This window comes from Flavobacterium sp. LC2016-13 (assembly GCF_009707955.1).
Taxonomy (GTDB): domain Bacteria; phylum Bacteroidota; class Bacteroidia; order Flavobacteriales; family Flavobacteriaceae; genus Flavobacterium.
Window position 1 is genome coordinate 238,270 of sequence record NZ_WMDQ01000009.1, and the last position, 17,777, is coordinate 256,046.

The following is a 17,777-nucleotide window of genomic DNA, read 5'->3' on the forward strand; positions in this document are numbered from 1 at the left end:
ATTTACAATTATTAATTTTCGATATAAACCCACGCTGTTGTTCCTGATTTCAATTTTACCTGAACTCTTCTGTACGAATTAGATTCAAATTGATCTGCTTTAGTTAAATCTGCATTAGAAATAGTAAAAGCAACGCCATGTATAATATCCGAAGCATTTTCGCTTGCAACTACCACAACATAATCTGCCATTCCAAATTCTTCTTCTATTTGCAGGCTTTTTAATTTGTAACCCAGAAGTTGATCCGGAGTTCCGGTTAATAATTTATTAAAAACCCGCATCTGAATTTCTTTCGATCTTAATGTCCCGTAAGAGAATAACTGTTCCATAATTACTATTTCTATTATAGCTTAAAATAATCAATATAATTGTCTAAATCTTTATCACCACGCCCAGAAAGACTGATTACCACAACATCTGTAGGTTTAAATTTCTTCTGATCTAAAACTGCAAAAGCGTGAGCACTTTCGATAGCCGGAATAATTCCTTCTAATTTCGTAAGCTGTAAACCTGCATTCATCGCGTCGTCATCAGTAACAGAAAAAAATTCTCCGCGTCCTGTTTGTGCTAAATGTGCGTGCATTGGACCAACTCCAGGATAATCTAATCCGGCAGAAATAGAATAAGGCTCGGTAATTTGCCCGTCAGGAGTTTGCATTAAAAGTGTTTTACAGCCGTGAATAACGCCCACTTTTCCTAATTTGCTTGTTGCTGCACTATGGCCGCTGTCAACACCTTTTCCGGCAGCTTCAACAGCGATAATTCCAACCTCAGGTTCGTGTAAAAAATGATAATAAGTTCCCGCAGCATTACTTCCGCCACCAATACAGGCAACGACATAATCAGGATTTTCACGTCCTTCTTTTTCTTTTAACTGCCATTTTATTTCTTCTGAAATTACACTTTGAAAACGTGTTACCATATCCGGATAAGGATGTGGTCCAATCGCTGATCCGATAATATAATGTGTGTCAACCGGATTATTAATCCAGTCACGAATTGCTTCGTTTGTAGCATCTTTTAAAGTTCTTGAACCTGAAAGTGCCGGACGAACTTCTGCGCCTAACATTTTCATACGAGCCACGTTTGGAGCCTGGCGTGCAATGTCGATTTCACCCATGTAAACGATGCATTCCATTCCCATTAAGGCACAAACTGTCGCCGTTGCTACACCGTGTTGACCGGCTCCGGTTTCGGCAATGATTCTTGTTTTGCCTAATTTTTTGGCTACTAATATTTGCCCAATTGTGTTGTTAACTTTATGTGCGCCTGTATGATTTAAGTCTTCTCTTTTTAAATAGACTTTAGTATTGTATTTTTCAGATAAACGCTTCGCAAAATAAAGCGGACTTGGGCGTCCAACGTAATCTTTTAGCAATTGATCGAACTCGGCTTTAAAATCTGGTTCGCTTGTTATTTTTAAATAATTCTGGCGTAATTCTTCTACATTTGGATATAACATTTCGGGAATGTAAGCTCCTCCAAATTCTCCGTAATATCCTTTTTCGTTGACGTTAAAATTCATTTTATTCCAATTTTAAAAGTTGGCAACATCAAATTTTCGTTTGAAATTGCTTAATAGATTTTTGTTTTTAAGTCCCGGTTCGATTTCAAATTTACTATTTATATCGACGGCATAAATAGGTAAATTGCTTTTTGAAATCTCTTCTATGGCTTTTAATTCCTGCATTCCGATTCCGCCACTCAAAAAGAATGGTTTGTCAGACTTGTACTTTTTTAATATTTCCCAGTCGAAAGTAGTTCCGTTTCCGCCGGGTAATTTTCCTTTTGTATCAAACATAAAGAAATCGCAGACTGTTTCAAATGGTTTTAAGATTTCAAAATCAAAATCATTTGCAACCGAAAAGACTTTTATAATTTCTATTGAATGATCAATTTTGTTTTTTAATTCCTGACAAAATTCAACAGATTCATTTCCGTGTAATTGTACGGTTTGTAAATCGTGTTTGTTTATTTTTTCAATAATTTTTTCAACCGATTCGTTTACAAAAACACCTACTTTTTTTATCGTTTTTATTAGTTCCGGAATCGTTCCGTTAAAATATCGAGCGGATTTTTCCCAGAAAATAAATCCCATATAATCGGGTAGGAGTTTACCAACTTCGATTATATTATCGGGATATTTCATACCGCATATTTTGAGTTTCATTTTTTTGATGCTTTAAGCAGTAGGCAATAAGCTTTAAGCTCTTTGCTTTGTGCTGATTTTTTTATTCGGTTTTTGCTAAAAGCTTACGGCCTATAGCTTATTGCCTACAGCTGACTAATAAAGTCAACAGCTGCTTGTCCGGCGTTGTCGGTTTTCATGAAGTTTTCACCAATTAAAAATCCGTTATAACCGTAAGGTCTAAGTTCAGAAATGGCTTCGATTGATGAAATACCGCTTTCTGAAACTTTTACAAAATCATTCGGAATTTGCGATGCCAATTGTTTGCTGAAATCTAAACTTACTTCGAATGTTTTTAAGTTTCTGTTATTCACACCAATCATGTCTAAACTTGGCATAATCGATTTTTCAAGTTCTTCCTGATTGTGAACTTCTAAGAGAACTTCTAAGCCAAGTTTTTTCGCAAATTCAGATAATGATTTGATTTCTTCGCGAGTTAAAACCGCAGCAATCAAAAGAATTAAATCAGCTCCAAAAGCTTTGGCTTCTAAAATTTGGTATTCATCAACAATAAATTCTTTTCGCAAAAGCGGAATATTTACGCTTGCTCTTGCTAAAAGTAAATCGTCAAGAGATCCTCCAAAATATTTTCCATCGGTTAAAACCGAAATTCCGCAAGCGCCTGCATTTTCATAACCTTTTACAACTTCTTCAACTGTAAAGTTATGATTGATAACTGATTTTGAAGGCGAACGACGTTTGTGTTCTGCAATAATTCCTGTTGAGCTTGTTCGTAGTTTTTGACTTAAAGAAATCGTTTCTCTTCCAAAAAACACAGAACTTTCCAATTGCGAAACCGGAATTATTGATTTTTTGAGAATGACTTCCCGTTTTTTATCAACTATTATTTTATCTAAAATGTTCATTGTTTTTATAATTTAAAGATTGAAAAATTTAAAGATTGAAAAAAATAAAATCTATAAATTAAACATCTATTTTAGTATTTAAATATTTTATGAAGTTTGATAAGTTTTGCGATATTTCGACACTTAAATCATAGCCTTTTTGAATTTCTACTTGATTGCAAAAGTTAAGTTCTCTGCATAATATCAGCATGCTTCTTACTTCTGCGCAACTTCCTTTGGAAATTTTTAAATATCTAACTAATTGTTTGTTATTATTATATTCTGATCCTTCTGCGATATTATTTGTTATTGAAACAACAGCTCTTTTTATTTGATCTTTAAAACCAAATTCTCTTTCAAAAGTTTTATTATTCATTAAATCAAAAATTAATTTAGCTAATTGAATCCCCTTTTTATATACTTCAAACTCTTCAAAAGATTTTGTCATAATTTTTCAATTTTTAAATCATTAAATCTTTTAATTTATTTAATGCTTTTAATCCTTTTCCAGATAGTAAACTTTCTTTCGCTAATTCAAATCCTTCAAGTGGAGAACATTTTGTAACGGTTGCAATTGCCATTGCAGCATTTGCACAAACAACATTATTTTGCGCTTCATTTCCTTTTCCTGAAAGAATATTGATAAACATATCAGCCGATTCTTCGATTGTTTTTCCTCCTTCAATTTCGCTTTGCGATAAAAGACGAACGCCAAAATCTTCTGGTTTTAGCATTCCTTCCATATGCGATGTTATCGTTTTTGTTGGGCCAGTTAAAGAGATTTCGTCATATCCGTCAAGCGAATGTAAAATCGTGAAATTGATATCGGTATTTTGATATAAATAAGCATACATTCGGGCTAATTCAAGATTAAAAACTCCAACCAATTGATTTTGTGGAAATGACGGATTTACCATTGGTCCCAGCATATTAAAGAAAGTTTTTACAGCCAATTCTTTTCTAATTGGTCCAACATTTTTCATTGCCGGGTGAAATAGGGGAGCGTGTAAAACACAAATTCCGGCTTTATCAATACATTTTTCTAAAAACGAAGAATCATTACTAAATTTAATTCCCATTTTTTCCATTACGTTGCTCGATCCAGAAATAGAAGAAACACCGTAATTTCCGTGTTTGGCAACTTTTATTCCAGCTCCAGCCGATATAAATGACGCTAAAGTAGAGATGTTGAAAGTATCTTTTCCGTCACCACCGGTTCCGCATAAATCGATCGTGTTGTAAGCTGATAAATCAACACGAACACATAATTCTAATAAAGCTTCACGAAAACCCGAAAGCTCATCGATTGTAATGCTTCGCATCATAAATACAGTCAAAAATGCCGAAATCTGACTTGGATTGTATTGACCACTTGAAATGTTAATCAAGACATTTTTTGCTTCTTCTTTAGAAAGCACTTCGTGATTGATTAATTTGTTTAATATAGTTTTCATTTTTTTTAAGATTCTAAGTTGCTAAGGTTCTGAGATGCTAAGTTTTTATTTCAGGTTTCAAGTTTCACGTTCCAACAACTTGAAACGTGAAACGTGAAACAAAAATTAACTCTTTATCCAATTCTCCAAAATCCTTTTCCCGTTTGGAGTTAAAACACTTTCCGGGTGAAACTGAACGCCTCTTACATCAAAAGTTTTGTGTCTTAAAGACATAATTTGTCCGTTTTCATCAATAGAAGTTGCTTCAAGAACTTCAGGTAAATTAGCATCTACAACCCAAGAATGGTAACGTCCAACTTCGAATTCGTTTCCTAAACCTTCAAATAAAATCTCATCAGAAACTACCGTTTTTACGTTTGTTGCAACGCCGTGGTATACTTTGTCAAGGTTAGAAAGCGTTCCGCCAAAAACTTCTCCAATAGCTTGTTGTCCTAAACAAACACCAAGAATACTTTTTGTTGGAGCATATTTCTGAATAACTGCTTTTAGTAATCCTGCTTCATCAGGAATTCCAGGCCCTGGAGAAAGTAATATTTTATCAAAAGTGGCGATTTCATCAATATCAAATTCATCGTTTCTATAAACCGTTACTTCACAGTTTAAATCTTCTAAATAGTGCACTAAATTGTAAGTGAAACTATCGTAATTGTCTATAACTAATATTTTTTTCATTGTGTGTGTGTTTTGTTTCAAGTTTTCTTTGTTTCAAGTTTCAAGTTGTTGGAACGTGAAACTTTAAACTTTAAACCTGAAACTAAATTTTTATTTTTCTCGAACGTATCTTTCAGTAATAATTCGGTTAATTCCTAATTTCTCTACTTTTTCAATTCCTTTTTGAGTCAATGTATCATTTTTGATTTTTACTGTAAACTCAAATTTTCCATTTTCCCATTGACGGTTATTAAAATATTCCAGATTCTCGGTATAAATACTATCTTTCAACGTATATTTTCCGCCTCCGCCAAAAAATACTGCATTTGTTGAATCTTTACCATTATTTAAATCATGATTGAAAAATGCAAAATGAGTATCATTTATAATCTTAATCATTTTTGTTTTTGGATTGAAAGTCGAGAAAGTCGAATCTTTTTCTGTTGTTTCTGCTGATATCAGACGCCAGGTTCCAGTTATCAGAATTCCATTTGCATCTTTCTTAGATTCACATGATACTAAAAGAACGAAAGCAATAAAAAAAGGAATAATGTTTTTCATATTTATTGAAAGATTAAATGATTTAATAATTGAAAGATTTTTGCTGATTTTTAAATCTTTCAATCTTTTAATTTTTAAATTTTTTCCGCCATTTCAAGGGCTGTATTCAACGCTCTTAATTTATTATAAACTTCCTGCATTTCACTTTCTTCGTCTGAACTTGCAACGATTCCGGCACCGGCCTGGCAATGAAGTTGGTGATTTTTGCTCAGGAAAGTTCGAATCATAATCGCATGATTAAAATTTCCATCAAAATCCATAAAACCAATTGCTCCGCCATAAAAATTACGATTTGTTTTTTCGTAATCTTCGATCAATTGCATCGCTCTGTGTTTTGGTGCACCGCTTAAAGTTCCCGCAGGAAAAGTATCGGCAACAACCTGCATCGTTGTTGCTTTTTCGTGTAAATGACCTGTAACTTTAGAAACTAAGTGAATTACGTGCGAGAAAAACTGAACTTCTCTGTATTTTTCTACGTTTACATCGTGACCATTTCGGCTTAAATCATTTCTGGCCAAATCGACAAGCATTACGTGTTCGCTGTTTTCTTTTTTATCTTCTGAAAGTTCTTTGGCTAAAAGCGCATCACGTTCGTCATTTCCCGTTCTTTTAAAAGTTCCTGCGATTGGGTGAATTTCGGCTTTTCTGTTTTTTACGATAATTTGTGCTTCGGGCGAAGACCCAAATATTTTGAAATCTCCATAATCAAAAAAGAATAGGTAAGGAGATGGATTAATACTTCGTAAAGCTCTGTAAACATTAAATTCGTCACCTTTGAAACCTTGTGTGAAACGACGCGATAAAACCAATTGAAAAACGTCTCCGCGGAAACAATGTTTTTTGGCTAAAGCCACATTGTGTTTGAATTCGTCATCGGTTAAGTTAGAAAAACCTTCACCTTCTTTAGTGAATTTATACGAAGCAATATTTCTGGATTGTAATAATTGTTCGATTTCAGAAATGTTGTTTCTTCCGTCAAGACTATGACAGAAAATATATGCTTCGTTTTTAAAGTGATTGATAGCGATTATGTTTTGATAAACCGTATAAAATACATCCGGAATTGAAGTTGCATTGTCTTTTTTGGCAATTGAAACTTTCTCGAAATAACGAACAGCATCGTAAGATATGTATCCGAATAAACCATTATTAATGAATTTGAAATCGTTTTTCTCAGACTTAAACTGACTCGAAAATTCCTGAATTACTTCCGGAATATTGGTTGAAGCATCAATTGAAATTTTTTCTGTTGTTCCGTCAGGGAAAGTCTTAGAAATAGTTTCGTTTTCGATTTTAATCGTCGCAATCGGATTGCAGCAGATGTAGGAGAAACTGTTGTCATTTCCGTGATAATCACTACTTTCAAGTAATAAACTATTTGGAAATTTATCTCTAATTTTAAAATAAATACTTACCGGCGTGATAGTATCTGCCAGAATTTGTTTGTAGTGTGTGTTGAGTATAAAAGGTTTCAAAGTATTCGTTTTTTAGTTTTTAATATATTTTTTGTATTTCAATTTTAGACCAAAAAAAAAGGCTTGTCGTGATGACAAGCCTTTTATATTTATAGTTTTGAAAATACCATAGGAAGCTTAGTTCACGACGTTTGACGTAAATTGTTCCACCACCAAGTATTGTTCATTATTGTTTTCATATCTTATTTTGATGTGACAAAGATATAAATGTAATTTGGATTAGAATACATAATATCTCAAAAAAAATTTTTATAATTTCTGAAATTTGTTAAATTTTAAAAGTTAAAACCTTTTAAAACCTTAATTTCCAATTGCAATCGTATTGTTTAAGTTCGTTCTAAAATCAGGACTCGCTTTGATATTTGGCGATGCAAACAATTCGATATTTTTAATTTTAGTATAACTAATGTCTGATCCCGGTTTATTATAATAGGCTTGAATTGTTGAATCATTGCTTGAAGATTCACTTGTAATTCCACCATTACAATTATTAACGATCAAATTTCTTAAGGTTATTTTAGATAGATTTTCCTGTTCACTTCCTATGTTTTGTTCTAATAACGTAAAAGGAGAAAAACCTGAAATTATACTATTGGTCAGGTTAAAAAAAGTATTTTCTCTAATGTGAACAGCCTCTTTTACAAGACCTTGATTGTTTTCTTCTAAGTTAACCAAAGTAATGTTGTTGGCATTTATTTTGGTCAGCTTTTTAGACATATCAGTATTTTCAATTTTATCATAAGAATCTACCTCGAAACATCTTGAACCTGAAATGTCTGATGAAAAAGGATGACGAATCGCAATACTATTGCTTATATTGATTTGCGCTCCTTGTGTAAAATCGAAATCATCATCTGTAGTTCTGTATGAAATTAAGTTAGTCATATTTAGATCTCCACCATAACATTCGAATGAATCGTCGTTTGAAAAACTTATCTGAATATTATTTAAAACTGTTTTTCTTCCAACACCTGCTAATGAAAGTCCGTTTAATTCTTTTAATGAGCTTAATTTTCTACCGGCATATTCAATTCTCGCATATTTTAAAATACCTGAATTATCTTCGGCGTCCTGACCTCCATAATGATTTAATGCAGCATCTAAATCAAAAGGAAGAGTGTGCACACCTCCAAGATTATTGATAGGAGCTTTTCCCATAATAATTATTCCACCCCAGTCTCCCGGTTTTCTGTCTGCTTTTTCTTTATTTGAAGTAAAAATAATCGGATCAGTTTCTAAACCTTCAGCAATAATTTTTGAACCATTTGTAATAACAAGAGTTCCACAAGTTTTGTCATCACCACGAATTACAGTTCCCGGCTCAATTGAAAGAACAGCATTATTGGTTACATATACCACACCAACTAATTGATAAGTATTACGTTTTAATAATTTAGTGTCTTTATCAATCGTTCCTGCAATTATATTTGAGGCTTCGTTATATTCTGTAGTTGAAGGTTTAAAATTGGTCCAGTTTGCTAACCAGTTCGTGCTGCCAATTATTCCCTTTGGTTGTTGCGCCTGAAGAAGAAAAGTACTTAAAAGGCCTAGAATTGCAATGCTAATTTTTGTTTTCATAACTATGATTTTCATTTCTAGTTTTTGATATTTTTTAATAAGCTCAAAATTAGAAGGCACATGTTAATCAAACCATGATATGATATTACGAAAGTGTTACCTTAAGGTTAATAACATCAAATTTTTGTAAATACTTTAAAAAAGAAACCCCAATAGATAAAACTATTGGGGTTTCTTCAATATAATGAATTAGTAAATGTGAAATATTAGAATTTCAAAGATACAGCTAAATCAAATTCGTCATTGATAGTTTTGTCACCTAAACCTTCAAAGAAATTTCCTGAACCGTATTTAATATCATATTTAGTTCTGTCAACTTTGAAAGCAGTTGTAGCAGTATTTCCAGCTACAGTAATGTCAAAAGTTACTGGTTTAGTAATTCCTTTGATAGTTAAATCAGCAGTTACTGTATAAACATCAGTTGCTTTAGCTCCGATAGTTTTGAAAACTAATTTTGCAGTTGGGAATTTATCAGTTCCAAAGAAATCATCAGCTTTTAAGTGACCATTTAATTTACCTTGGTATTCTCCAGTTAAATCTGTAGAAGTTAATGAAGTCATGTCAACAGTAAAGCTACCACCAACTAATTTTTTTCCTTTGAAAACTACAGCACCTTCTTTAAAGTTTACAGTTCCAGAGTGTTCTCCAGTTACTTTTTTACCTACCCATTTGATAGTAGATGCTTTTGCGTCGATTTTTTTAGTTTGTGCGTTTACTGAAACGCTAGCCACTGCTACGAATAATGCTATTGCAATTGTTTTTAAATTTTTCATGTTGTTTAAATTGATTTTAGATTAATAATAATTATATAGTGATAAATAATTCTTCGTGAGATTTTCTAACTTTTTTATGATGTTGAGATTCATCTTCATCATGTCTGTAACCTACAGCAGCAATTACTGTAGCACTTAGGCCAAGTTTGTCAAAACCTAAGATTTTATTAAATTCTGCCGCATTAAAACCTTCCATTGGAGTAGCATCGATTTTTAATTCAGAAGCAGCAGCCAATAAAGTTCCCAAAGCAATATAAGTTTGTTTTGCAGTCCAGGTATTTTTTGCGTCATCAGATAAGTTTGCAACTGTACCTTTCATCATATCGCTAAATCCAGCCAAAGCATCAGCAGGAACTCCTCTTGTTTCGCTGATATTTTTGATATAATTATCAACAGAATGTGCTCCAAGATTTACATCGTTTGCAAATACGAAAATTTGAGAAGCGTCTGTAAGTTGGGTTTGTCCGTAAGCTGCTGCTTTTAATTGCTCTCTTATTTCCGGATTTTCTACAATAACAACTCTGTATGGTTGTAATCCGTATGAAGAAGCACTTAATCTAACAGCTTCTTTTAATGTATTTAAATCTGCTGAAGAAACTTTTTTTGATGCATCATATTTTTTAGTTGCATATCTCCAGTTTAAATTGTTTAATAATGTACTCATAAATGTTACTTTTATTGGGTTCTGTATTTCTCTAATAATTGATTTAATAATTCTAATTCTTCCTGGCTTATATTCCGTGCAAACACATGTTCATGTTCGTCTACCTTCGGATCTAAATCTTTTAAAACATCCAAACCTTTTTGGGTTATCGCAACTTCAATTTTTCGTCTGTTTCCCGGGCAAACATTTCTTGTAACATAATCTTTCAGTAATAGTTTGTCTACTAATCGGGTTGTGTTGCTTGTTTTAGCCAGCATGCGTTCCTGTATCATACACATATTAGCAGGATTTCCTTTTTGTCCCCTTAATATGCGCAGCACATTATATTGTTCTCCGGATAAATCATACGGTCTTATCAACTCGTTGAAATGATCCTGAATCACATTTTGTGTGTACATGATATTCAGAATAACTTTTTTCGCATTATCCATCTTAACTGTACTTTTTATAACCTCTTCGATTGTCATAGTTGTAAGTGTATAATTTGTATATACAAATGTATAACTTTTGATAGTTGTATATACAAATGTCATGTTAAATTTTTGTTAATACAAATAATGTGAGTTTAACCTGTAAGAAACCTATTTAAAAACGCAAATAAAAGTAGTTTATTTTATAATGTAAAATATTGATAATTTGATATTTAACGATATTTTAAAACGAAAGTTGATTTTATTGAAATTCAGGCAGAAGAAATCCCTTTGATATCTTTTTGAAGTTTAAAATTTCTTTATTTACCCAAGCTTCATTATGCCCAAGCTCCTTTGCAAGTACTCTGGCTACCTTTTCTGAAGATTGAATAGCAGCTCTGGCGTCTAAAAATAACAAACGAACACGTCTTGCTAAAACATCATCTACAGTTCTTGCCATTTCATATCGAATCGCCCAAACCACTTCGGCCATAGTAAACTCGTGATCAGGATGTACTTTTTCTTTTAATTGAGAATCGTTTTGCTGCAATTCGATTATTTTAGGAATATCTACGCCATAGATATACAAATGGTTTTCTCTGTCCAAAGTTGTAGTAGCTTTATTGCCATGAATCGCAAGATTTTCTGTAACAGAAGGTTTTTCAGGTAGTTTTCCTGTGGCAATTGCTTTATCTATAATGTCTTCGGCGATTTTTCTATACGTTGTCCATTTTCCACCTGTAATTGTTATTAAGCCCGTTTCTGAAACAATAATTTTATGACTTCTGGAAACTTCTTTGGTACTTTTTCCTTCTTCTTTTGGCGCTGCTAAAGGACGCAAACCTGCAAAAACAGACAAAACATCAGCTCGGGTTGGTTTTTTTGCTAAAAAATGCTGTGCTGTTTTTAAAACAAATTCAATTTCACTTTCTAAAGCAATAGGTTCTAAACTGTGTTTTTTAATTAAGGTATCAGTTGTACCAACAACAATTCGGTTATGCCAGGGCACAGCAAATAAAACGCGTCCATCGCTTGTTTTTGGAATCATTAAAGCATGTTCACCGGGTAAAAAAGATTTATCAAACACAAGATGAATTCCCTGGCTCGGAACAATATATTTTTTATAAACCTTATCGTTGAGTTTCATTATGGCATTTGTAAAAACTCCAGTCGCATTAATAATCGCAGAACCTTTTAAATCATATTTATTTCCTGTTTCGTGATCTTGTACCTGAACCCCAATAACTTGGTTTTTATCGTCTTTTAATAAATCTATAGCTTTTATATAATTTAAAACGCAAGCACCTTTTTCAACGGCAGTTTGAGCGATATTAATAGCCAGACGAGAATCATCAAATTGTCCATCATGATAAATAACTCCGCTTACCAAACCATTTTCTTCTACATTAGGAAGCATTTCAATTGCCTTTTTCTTAGAAATATATTTTGAACTCCCTAAACTTAAATTGCCGGCCAGTAAATCATAAATTTTTAATCCGATGGTATAAAAAGAACCGCCCCACCAATTGTAATTTGGAATTACAAAGGATTGATTTTTGACTAAATGCCCCGCATTTTTTGCCATAATTCCCCTTTCTTTCAGAGCTTCTCTAACTAAGTGAATATCTCCTTGTTCTAAATAACGTACGCCGCCATGAACCAATTTTGTACTCCTGCTCGAAGTTCCTTTTGCAAAATCAACAGCTTCGACTAAAATTGTTTTGTAGCCTCTACTTGCAGCATCAAGAGCAGTTCCAAGACCGCTTGCTCCGCCACCAATTATAATTACATCCCAGTTTTCAGTATTTTTTAACTTCAATAATTGTTCTGAATGTTTCATATTGTATTGTAGTATTTTCTTTTTGGCGTTTATTATTCTGAAACAAACTTAATGAAATTAGAATGAATTGATAACGAGGTTATATTTAGATTTTAAAAGAAATATAAAATATAGAGTAGTGCGTGCCACCATTTGAGAAAAGGCCTAATAAACTTTGCGTTCATTAGGCCTTTTCTCAAATGCTGTCGGGCTATCCGCACTGCTTCGGCAGTCAGCTTCTATCCCTCACGCGAGCACAAGACGCAAGAAACCCGACAGTCCCGAAGCCTCGGGATAAAAACTGTCGGGTTTGATATCGAATATATAATAAATAAAAACCTTAATGAGGCAATTTATCTTTAATCAAACCATAAAACCAGGTTCCTAAAATTGCACTTAATAAAGTAACCACAATTACAGTAACTCCGGTTCCTATTTGAGCGAAAAGAGGCCCGGGACAAGCTCCGGTTATTGCCCATCCAAAACCAAACATTAATCCACCATAAATTTGCCCTTTGCTGAAAATTTTTGGCTGAATTTCTATTTTTTCACCTTGTATGGTTTTAATGTTGAATCTTTTAATCAATTGAATGGATATTACTCCAACAACAACTGCGCTTCCAATTACACCATACATAAAGAAAGATTGTAACTGAAACATTTCCTGAATACGAAACCAGCTAATAATTTCGGCTTTTACGAATACAATTCCAAAAAAGATTCCAACCAAAAGATATTTTAAATTTGAAAAACCGGAATCTTTCAATTGACTTCCGTTGATTCCTTCTGTATCTGTATTTTTATTTTCTAAATGAGTCATTTTTGAAATTTTAAAGTGAAAGAATAAAAGGCAGAATCAAATTCGCCATAATAAAACCGCCAATCATAAAACAAATTGTAGCGACTAAAGAAGGCCATTGCAAATTTGAAATTCCCATAATGGCATGTCCACTCGTACAACCGCCCGCATATCGCGTTCCGAAACCAACTAAAAATCCTCCAACAACAATCATGATAAAACCACGAAGTGTGAATAAACTTTCCCATGAAAAAAGTTCTTTTGGCAACAAACCAGAATGATCTGTGATTCCGTAAGAAGCCAATTGTTCTGAAAGTTGTGGCGTAATTTCAACCGGATTTGGATTTGCTAAAAAATAAGCAGCAATGATTCCACCAAGGAAAATTCCGAAAACGAAAAATAAATTCCAGCTTTCTTTTTTCCAATCATACTTAAAGAACGAAATATTAGCCGGAATACACATCGCACAAATATGTCGCAATGACGAACTAATTCCAAAAGATTTATTTCCGATAATTAATAAAATTGGAACTGTTAATCCAATCAACGGACCTGCAACATACCAAGGCCAGGGTTCTTTAATAATTTCTAGTAGATTCATTTTTTTTTAGGTTCAAAGGTTCAAAGAAACAGAGGTTCAAAGGCTAAGCTTAAAAAGGAAAAAACTTTGTTCCTTTGAACCTTTGCATCTCTGTACCTTAAATTATTTTAATACTTTGCTTTGACAAACAAAATCTGATTTTGGAATTTCTGTTTTTGCAATTGCTCCAAAACCGCCGTCAATTTCGGTAAAATTTCTAAAACCACGAGCTTGCAAAATAGAAGCCGCGATCATACTACGATATCCACCGGCGCAATGCAAATAAAAATGCTCATTCGGATCTATATCTTTTACCCAGTCATTAATATAAGCTAAAGGTTTACTGTAAGCATCTTCAATATGTTCTGCTTCATATTCAGTTTCTTTACGAATATCGATTACTTTGTCTTCTTCAATTTTGAATTCATTGGCAAATTGTTCAGCAGAAATTCGGTTAACTGTATCAATTTCAAAACCGGCTTTTTCCCAGGCTTCAAAACCACCTTCAAGATGTCCGATAATAGAATCAAAACCTACACGGCTTAAACGTGTTACGGTTTCTTCTTCAAGACCAACTTCTGTAACCAATATAATAGGTTGTTTTACATTCGCAATTAAAGTTCCAACCCACGGTGCAAAATCACCATTAATTCCAATATTAATAGATTGCGGAATAAATCCTTTAGAGAAATCACCATTTTTTCTGGTGTCTAAAATTAAAGCTCCGGTTTCTTCGGCCACAGCCTCAAAATCTTTTACATCAATAGATTTCATTCCGTTATTCAAAACCGATTCAAAGCTTTCATAACCTTTTTTGTTCATGGCAACATTCATGCTGAAATAGGCTGGAGGAGGTAAAAGCCCGTCAGTAACTTCAGTAATAAATTCAGCTTCTGTCATATTTGCACGCAAAGCATAATTTGTAGCTTTTTGATTTCCAATTGTAGAAACCGTTTCTTTGCTCATGTTTTTTCCGCAAGCGCTTCCCGCACCATGCGCTGGATAAACAATGACATCATCAGCCAAAGTCATGATTTTATCTCTTAAAGAATGAAATAAAATCCCGGCTAATTCATCTTGCGTCATTCCGGCTGCTTTTTGAGCCAAATCAGGACGGCCAACATCGCCAATAAATAAAGTATCTCCGGAGAAAATGGCATGATCTTTTCCGCTTTCGTCGATCAATAAATAAGTGGTGCTTTCCATGGTATGACCCGGAGTATGCAACGCTTTTATAGTAATATTTCCAATTTTAAATTCTTGTCCGTCTTTGGCAGAAATACAATCGAATTCGCAAGCTGCATTTGGTCCGTAAACAATTGGTGCCTGAGTTTCTTTACTTAAATCAATATGGCCTGAAACAAAATCAGCATGAAAATGGGTTTCAAAAATGTATTTCAGTTTAACCTGATCGCGTTCTAAACGATCTAAATAAGGTTGAATTTCACGAAGTGGATCAATAATCGCTGCTTCGCCGTTTGAAGTTATATAGTAAGCACCTTGCGCAAGGCATCCGGTGTAAATTTGTTCTATTTTCATGATACGTATTGTAAAAATAAGGGAATACAAAGGTAACCTACTTTTTCTTTAAAATAAGTGACTAATGTTACAGAAATTTGATTTTTGTGTAAAAAAAGATTGTTCTTTATCATATATGTTATATAGGTTAATTTAAAATTTTGCAATTAAACATTAACTTATAATTTTGTAAATGATGAATGTCATTTTAAAATAAAAACCTTAAAGTTATACAAATGAACACAGAAGATTTATTGAATCAAATTGCTTTTATAAAAGAAATTGATAAAGTAAAATATATTCAGCGAAAAACGAAGCTGTTTAATAGTGATCGAAATGAAAACGATGCAGAACACAGTTGGCATTTGGCTTTAATGGCAATTGTTTTGGCCGAACATTCAAATGAGCCAATTGATGTTTTGAAAGTGGTGAAAATGGTTTTGATACATGATATTGTAGAAATCGACGCGGGAGATACCTTTATATATGATACGGTAAAAAATCACGATAATACTGATGAAGAACGATTGGCGGCGAATCGTATTTTTGGTTTGCTTCCACAAAAACAAGCCGATGAACTTATTGCCATCTGGGAAGAGTTTGAAGCTGGTGAAACCAAGGAAGCTAAATTTGCCAGATCAATGGATAGATTAGAACCATTATTGCAAAATACGTCAAATAATGGAGGAACATGGAAAGAGTTTGGAGTAAATTATGACAAGGTTTACGAAAAGAAGAGCGTCATAAAAGAAGGTTCAAAAACAATATGGAATTACGCCGAAGGTTTGATTAATGAAAGCGTAGAAAAAGGAATTCTGAAAAAATAATGAAACATAGCCTGCGGTTTCAACCGCAGGGACTCATGCATAATCCTAATGCGTTTTCCACGGTTGAAACTGCGGGCTATGTTTAAATGTGCATAGCTATGTGTGGAAACTAGTTTCTTTTTTAGTCTTTAATGAAAGAATAGAAAAAAGCCTATGTTTCTATGTGTTTAAAATTTAATTTAAATTGTTGAAAAGTTTAACAAATATGAGCTTATAAACTTTTTTTAAAGGGCATGAATTCGGGTTTTAATGGGTAAATTTGTAGGACTTCATAAATAAAATACCACTATGGAAGAAATGCTTTTTTATGACCGAATGCAATTTGCCTTCACAATTACCTTTCACTATCTTTTTCCGCAACTTACAATGGGTCTTTCGCTCATTATTGTTTACTTCAAATGGAAATACTTAAAAACTAAAGACGAACAATATAATCACGCGACCCATTTCTGGATGAAAATTTTCGCGCTGAATTTTGCGATGGGCGTTGTAACCGGAATCCCGATGGAGTTTCAATTTGGAACCAATTGGGCAAAATTCTCTGAGTTAACCGGAGGAATTATCGGTCAGACTTTAGCAATGGAAGGAATGTTTTCCTTTTTCTTAGAATCTTCTTTTCTTGGAATCTTTTTATTTGGTGAAAAAATACTGGGACATAAATGGCATTTTGTAACTGGATTACTAATTTGCATTGGTTCCTGGGCAAGTGGATATTTAATTATCGCCACACATTCGTGGATGCAAAATCCGGTTGGTTATGAAATCCTTCAAAACGGAAAATTTGTGTTGACGAATTTCAAAGCTTTATTCTTGAATCCTTGGTTGTGGCCATCTTATTTGCACAATCAGGCAGCATCTTTGGTAACAAGTTCATTTGTTGTGGCCGGAATTGGTGCTTTCTATATTTTAAGTCAGAAGAATGTTTCTTTCGGAAGAATGTTTGTAAAAACAGGCGTTATCTTCGGATTGATTTCTTGTGTCATTGTTGCGGTTCCAACGGGAGATTTACTGGCTAAAAATGTCGTAAAATATCAACCGGTAACTTTTGCCGCAATGGAAGGGATTTTTCATACTGAAAAGAAAGGTTCTGAAATTGTTTTAATTGGCCAGCCCGATGTAAAAGATAAAAAACTGGACAATAAAATTGCAGTTCCAAATATTCTGAGTTTCCTGACTTACGGAAATTGGAATCAGGAAATAAAAGGCCTGGATCAGTTTGAAGAAGACTTGCATCCCATAAATATTTCAGGATTATATTATGCTTATCATATTATGGTTGGACTCGGAACTTTATTTATTGGTTTAATGGCTTTTGCGGTTTTACAGCTTTTTAGAAAGAAATTGTACCAAACCAAATGGGTTTTATGGTCGCTAATGTTCATGATGCCGTTTCCATATATTGCAAATACGACAGGTTGGTACACGGCCGAATTAGGAAGACAACCGTGGCTGGTTTATAATTTACTACGAACTGCCGAAGGCGCATCGCCAACAGTTTCATCCGGAAACACTTTATTTACTTTACTGGGTTTTATAGGATTGTATCTTTTACTTGGAATGTTGTTTTTGCTTTTGATTGGAAAAATTATCAATAAAGGACCTCGTCACGTGGATCTTTCAACAGAAAAAATATAA

General features: G+C 33.5%; 19 protein-coding genes. 2 read left to right on the forward strand and 17 right to left on the reverse strand.

What is annotated here, in order from left to right; translation table 11 throughout:
- Positions 1–11: 11 nt before the first annotated feature.
- The 17 genes from GKZ86_RS18595 to GKZ86_RS18675 form a co-directional block, all read right to left on the reverse strand.
- A complete protein-coding gene (locus tag GKZ86_RS18595; RefSeq protein ID WP_154784553.1) occupies positions 12–329 on the reverse strand; it encodes a gamma-glutamylcyclotransferase family protein in 318 nt (105 codons plus the stop codon).
- Between the two features lie 14 nt (positions 330–343).
- A complete protein-coding gene (gene trpB / locus GKZ86_RS18600) occupies positions 344–1,525 on the reverse strand; it encodes a tryptophan synthase subunit beta (RefSeq protein ID WP_154784554.1) in 1,182 nt (393 codons plus the stop codon).
- Between the two features lie 12 nt (positions 1,526–1,537).
- Entirely contained in the window at positions 1,538–2,170 is a 633-nt protein-coding gene (locus GKZ86_RS18605) for a phosphoribosylanthranilate isomerase (protein WP_154784555.1), read from the reverse strand.
- A 104-nt stretch (positions 2,171–2,274) separates the two neighbouring features.
- Positions 2,275–3,054: an indole-3-glycerol phosphate synthase TrpC gene (trpC, locus tag GKZ86_RS18610; RefSeq protein WP_154784556.1), complete on the reverse strand. Its 780-nt coding sequence runs from the start codon at positions 3,052–3,054 to the stop codon at positions 2,275–2,277.
- 58 nt (positions 3,055–3,112) lie between these two features.
- Positions 3,113–3,481 carry a four helix bundle protein gene (locus GKZ86_RS18615; protein WP_154784557.1) on the reverse strand — a complete coding sequence of 123 codons (369 nt, stop codon included), beginning with the start codon at positions 3,479–3,481 and terminating at the stop codon, positions 3,113–3,115.
- A 13-nt stretch (positions 3,482–3,494) separates the two neighbouring features.
- Complete coding sequence (trpD, locus tag GKZ86_RS18620) at positions 3,495–4,487, reverse strand: anthranilate phosphoribosyltransferase (RefSeq protein ID WP_154784558.1); 993 nt, start codon at positions 4,485–4,487, stop codon at positions 3,495–3,497.
- A 105-nt stretch (positions 4,488–4,592) separates the two neighbouring features.
- Positions 4,593–5,159: an aminodeoxychorismate/anthranilate synthase component II gene (locus GKZ86_RS18625; RefSeq protein ID WP_154784559.1), complete on the reverse strand. Its 567-nt coding sequence runs from the start codon at positions 5,157–5,159 to the stop codon at positions 4,593–4,595.
- Positions 5,160–5,249: 90 nt separating this feature from the next.
- On the reverse strand, positions 5,250–5,699 hold the full coding sequence (locus tag GKZ86_RS18630) for a hypothetical protein (protein ID WP_154784560.1): 450 nt from the start codon (positions 5,697–5,699) through the stop codon (positions 5,250–5,252).
- 74 nt (positions 5,700–5,773) lie between these two features.
- Entirely contained in the window at positions 5,774–7,174 is a 1,401-nt protein-coding gene (locus GKZ86_RS18635; protein WP_154784561.1) for an anthranilate synthase component I family protein, read from the reverse strand.
- Between the two features lie 300 nt (positions 7,175–7,474).
- The gene (locus tag GKZ86_RS18640; protein ID WP_154784562.1) at positions 7,475–8,752 is read right to left on the reverse strand and encodes a hypothetical protein; all 1,278 of its coding nucleotides are present in this window, start codon (positions 8,750–8,752) and stop codon (positions 7,475–7,477) included.
- 206 nt (positions 8,753–8,958) lie between these two features.
- Positions 8,959–9,525, reverse strand: coding sequence for a YceI family protein (locus GKZ86_RS18645; RefSeq protein ID WP_154784563.1), 567 nt, complete (start codon positions 9,523–9,525; stop codon positions 8,959–8,961).
- A 31-nt stretch (positions 9,526–9,556) separates the two neighbouring features.
- Positions 9,557–10,189, reverse strand: a complete 633-nt coding sequence (locus GKZ86_RS18650; RefSeq protein WP_154784564.1) for an NAD(P)H-dependent oxidoreductase — start codon at positions 10,187–10,189, stop codon at positions 9,557–9,559.
- An 11-nt stretch (positions 10,190–10,200) separates the two neighbouring features.
- Complete coding sequence (locus GKZ86_RS18655; protein WP_154784603.1) at positions 10,201–10,656, reverse strand: MarR family winged helix-turn-helix transcriptional regulator; 456 nt, start codon at positions 10,654–10,656, stop codon at positions 10,201–10,203.
- A 205-nt stretch (positions 10,657–10,861) separates the two neighbouring features.
- Complete coding sequence (locus GKZ86_RS18660; protein ID WP_154784565.1) at positions 10,862–12,439, reverse strand: glycerol-3-phosphate dehydrogenase/oxidase; 1,578 nt, start codon at positions 12,437–12,439, stop codon at positions 10,862–10,864.
- 319 nt (positions 12,440–12,758) lie between these two features.
- Positions 12,759–13,238 carry a DUF6691 family protein gene (locus GKZ86_RS18665; RefSeq protein ID WP_154784566.1) on the reverse strand — a complete coding sequence of 160 codons (480 nt, stop codon included), beginning with the start codon at positions 13,236–13,238 and terminating at the stop codon, positions 12,759–12,761.
- Positions 13,239–13,248: 10 nt separating this feature from the next.
- Positions 13,249–13,818, reverse strand: coding sequence for a YeeE/YedE family protein (locus GKZ86_RS18670; RefSeq protein ID WP_154784567.1), 570 nt, complete (start codon positions 13,816–13,818; stop codon positions 13,249–13,251).
- 102 nt (positions 13,819–13,920) lie between these two features.
- Positions 13,921–15,336: a rhodanese-like domain-containing protein gene (locus GKZ86_RS18675; protein WP_154784568.1), complete on the reverse strand. Its 1,416-nt coding sequence runs from the start codon at positions 15,334–15,336 to the stop codon at positions 13,921–13,923.
- A gap of 215 nt (positions 15,337–15,551) precedes the next feature.
- Here GKZ86_RS18675 and GKZ86_RS18680 point away from each other — a divergent pair, with 215 nt between their 5' ends.
- Positions 15,552–16,142 (forward strand): HD family hydrolase, encoded by a 591-nt coding sequence (locus GKZ86_RS18680; protein ID WP_154784569.1) that lies wholly within the window; start codon positions 15,552–15,554, stop codon positions 16,140–16,142.
- 288 nt (positions 16,143–16,430) lie between these two features.
- A complete protein-coding gene (locus GKZ86_RS18685) occupies positions 16,431–17,777 on the forward strand; it encodes a cytochrome ubiquinol oxidase subunit I (protein ID WP_154784570.1) in 1,347 nt (448 codons plus the stop codon).

What these genes read in the sequence shown, in the direction of transcription:
- GKZ86_RS18595 (WP_154784553.1), bottom strand. Translation starts at nt 329, where the DNA reads ATGGAACAGTTATTCTCTTACGGGACATTAAGATCGAAAGAAATTCAG.
- GKZ86_RS18615 (WP_154784557.1), bottom strand. Translation starts at nt 3,481, where the DNA reads ATGACAAAATCTTTTGAAGAGTTTGAAGTATATAAAAAGGGGATTCAA.
- trpD (WP_154784558.1), bottom strand. Translation starts at nt 4,487, where the DNA reads ATGAAAACTATATTAAACAAATTAATCAATCACGAAGTGCTTTCTAAA.
- GKZ86_RS18655 (WP_154784603.1), bottom strand. Translation starts at nt 10,656, where the DNA reads ATGACAATCGAAGAGGTTATAAAAAGTACAGTTAAGATGGATAATGCG.
- GKZ86_RS18645 (WP_154784563.1), bottom strand. Translation starts at nt 9,525, where the DNA reads ATGAAAAATTTAAAAACAATTGCAATAGCATTATTCGTAGCAGTGGCT.
- GKZ86_RS18660 (WP_154784565.1), bottom strand. Translation starts at nt 12,439, where the DNA reads ATGAAACATTCAGAACAATTATTGAAGTTAAAAAATACTGAAAACTGG.
- GKZ86_RS18650 (WP_154784564.1), bottom strand. Translation starts at nt 10,189, where the DNA reads ATGAGTACATTATTAAACAATTTAAACTGGAGATATGCAACTAAAAAA.
- GKZ86_RS18625 (WP_154784559.1), bottom strand. Translation starts at nt 5,159, where the DNA reads ATGAAAAAAATATTAGTTATAGACAATTACGATAGTTTCACTTACAAT.
- GKZ86_RS18670 (WP_154784567.1), bottom strand. Translation starts at nt 13,818, where the DNA reads ATGAATCTACTAGAAATTATTAAAGAACCCTGGCCTTGGTATGTTGCA.
- trpB (WP_154784554.1), bottom strand. Translation starts at nt 1,525, where the DNA reads ATGAATTTTAACGTCAACGAAAAAGGATATTACGGAGAATTTGGAGGA.
- GKZ86_RS18630 (WP_154784560.1), bottom strand. Translation starts at nt 5,699, where the DNA reads ATGAAAAACATTATTCCTTTTTTTATTGCTTTCGTTCTTTTAGTATCA.
- GKZ86_RS18675 (WP_154784568.1), bottom strand. Translation starts at nt 15,336, where the DNA reads ATGAAAATAGAACAAATTTACACCGGATGCCTTGCGCAAGGTGCTTAC.
- GKZ86_RS18685 (WP_154784570.1), top strand. Translation starts at nt 16,431, where the DNA reads ATGGAAGAAATGCTTTTTTATGACCGAATGCAATTTGCCTTCACAATT.
- GKZ86_RS18680 (WP_154784569.1), top strand. Translation starts at nt 15,552, where the DNA reads ATGAACACAGAAGATTTATTGAATCAAATTGCTTTTATAAAAGAAATT.
- GKZ86_RS18605 (WP_154784555.1), bottom strand. Translation starts at nt 2,170, where the DNA reads ATGAAACTCAAAATATGCGGTATGAAATATCCCGATAATATAATCGAA.
- GKZ86_RS18665 (WP_154784566.1), bottom strand. Translation starts at nt 13,238, where the DNA reads ATGACTCATTTAGAAAATAAAAATACAGATACAGAAGGAATCAACGGA.
- trpC (WP_154784556.1), bottom strand. Translation starts at nt 3,054, where the DNA reads ATGAACATTTTAGATAAAATAATAGTTGATAAAAAACGGGAAGTCATT.
- GKZ86_RS18640 (WP_154784562.1), bottom strand. Translation starts at nt 8,752, where the DNA reads ATGAAAACAAAAATTAGCATTGCAATTCTAGGCCTTTTAAGTACTTTT.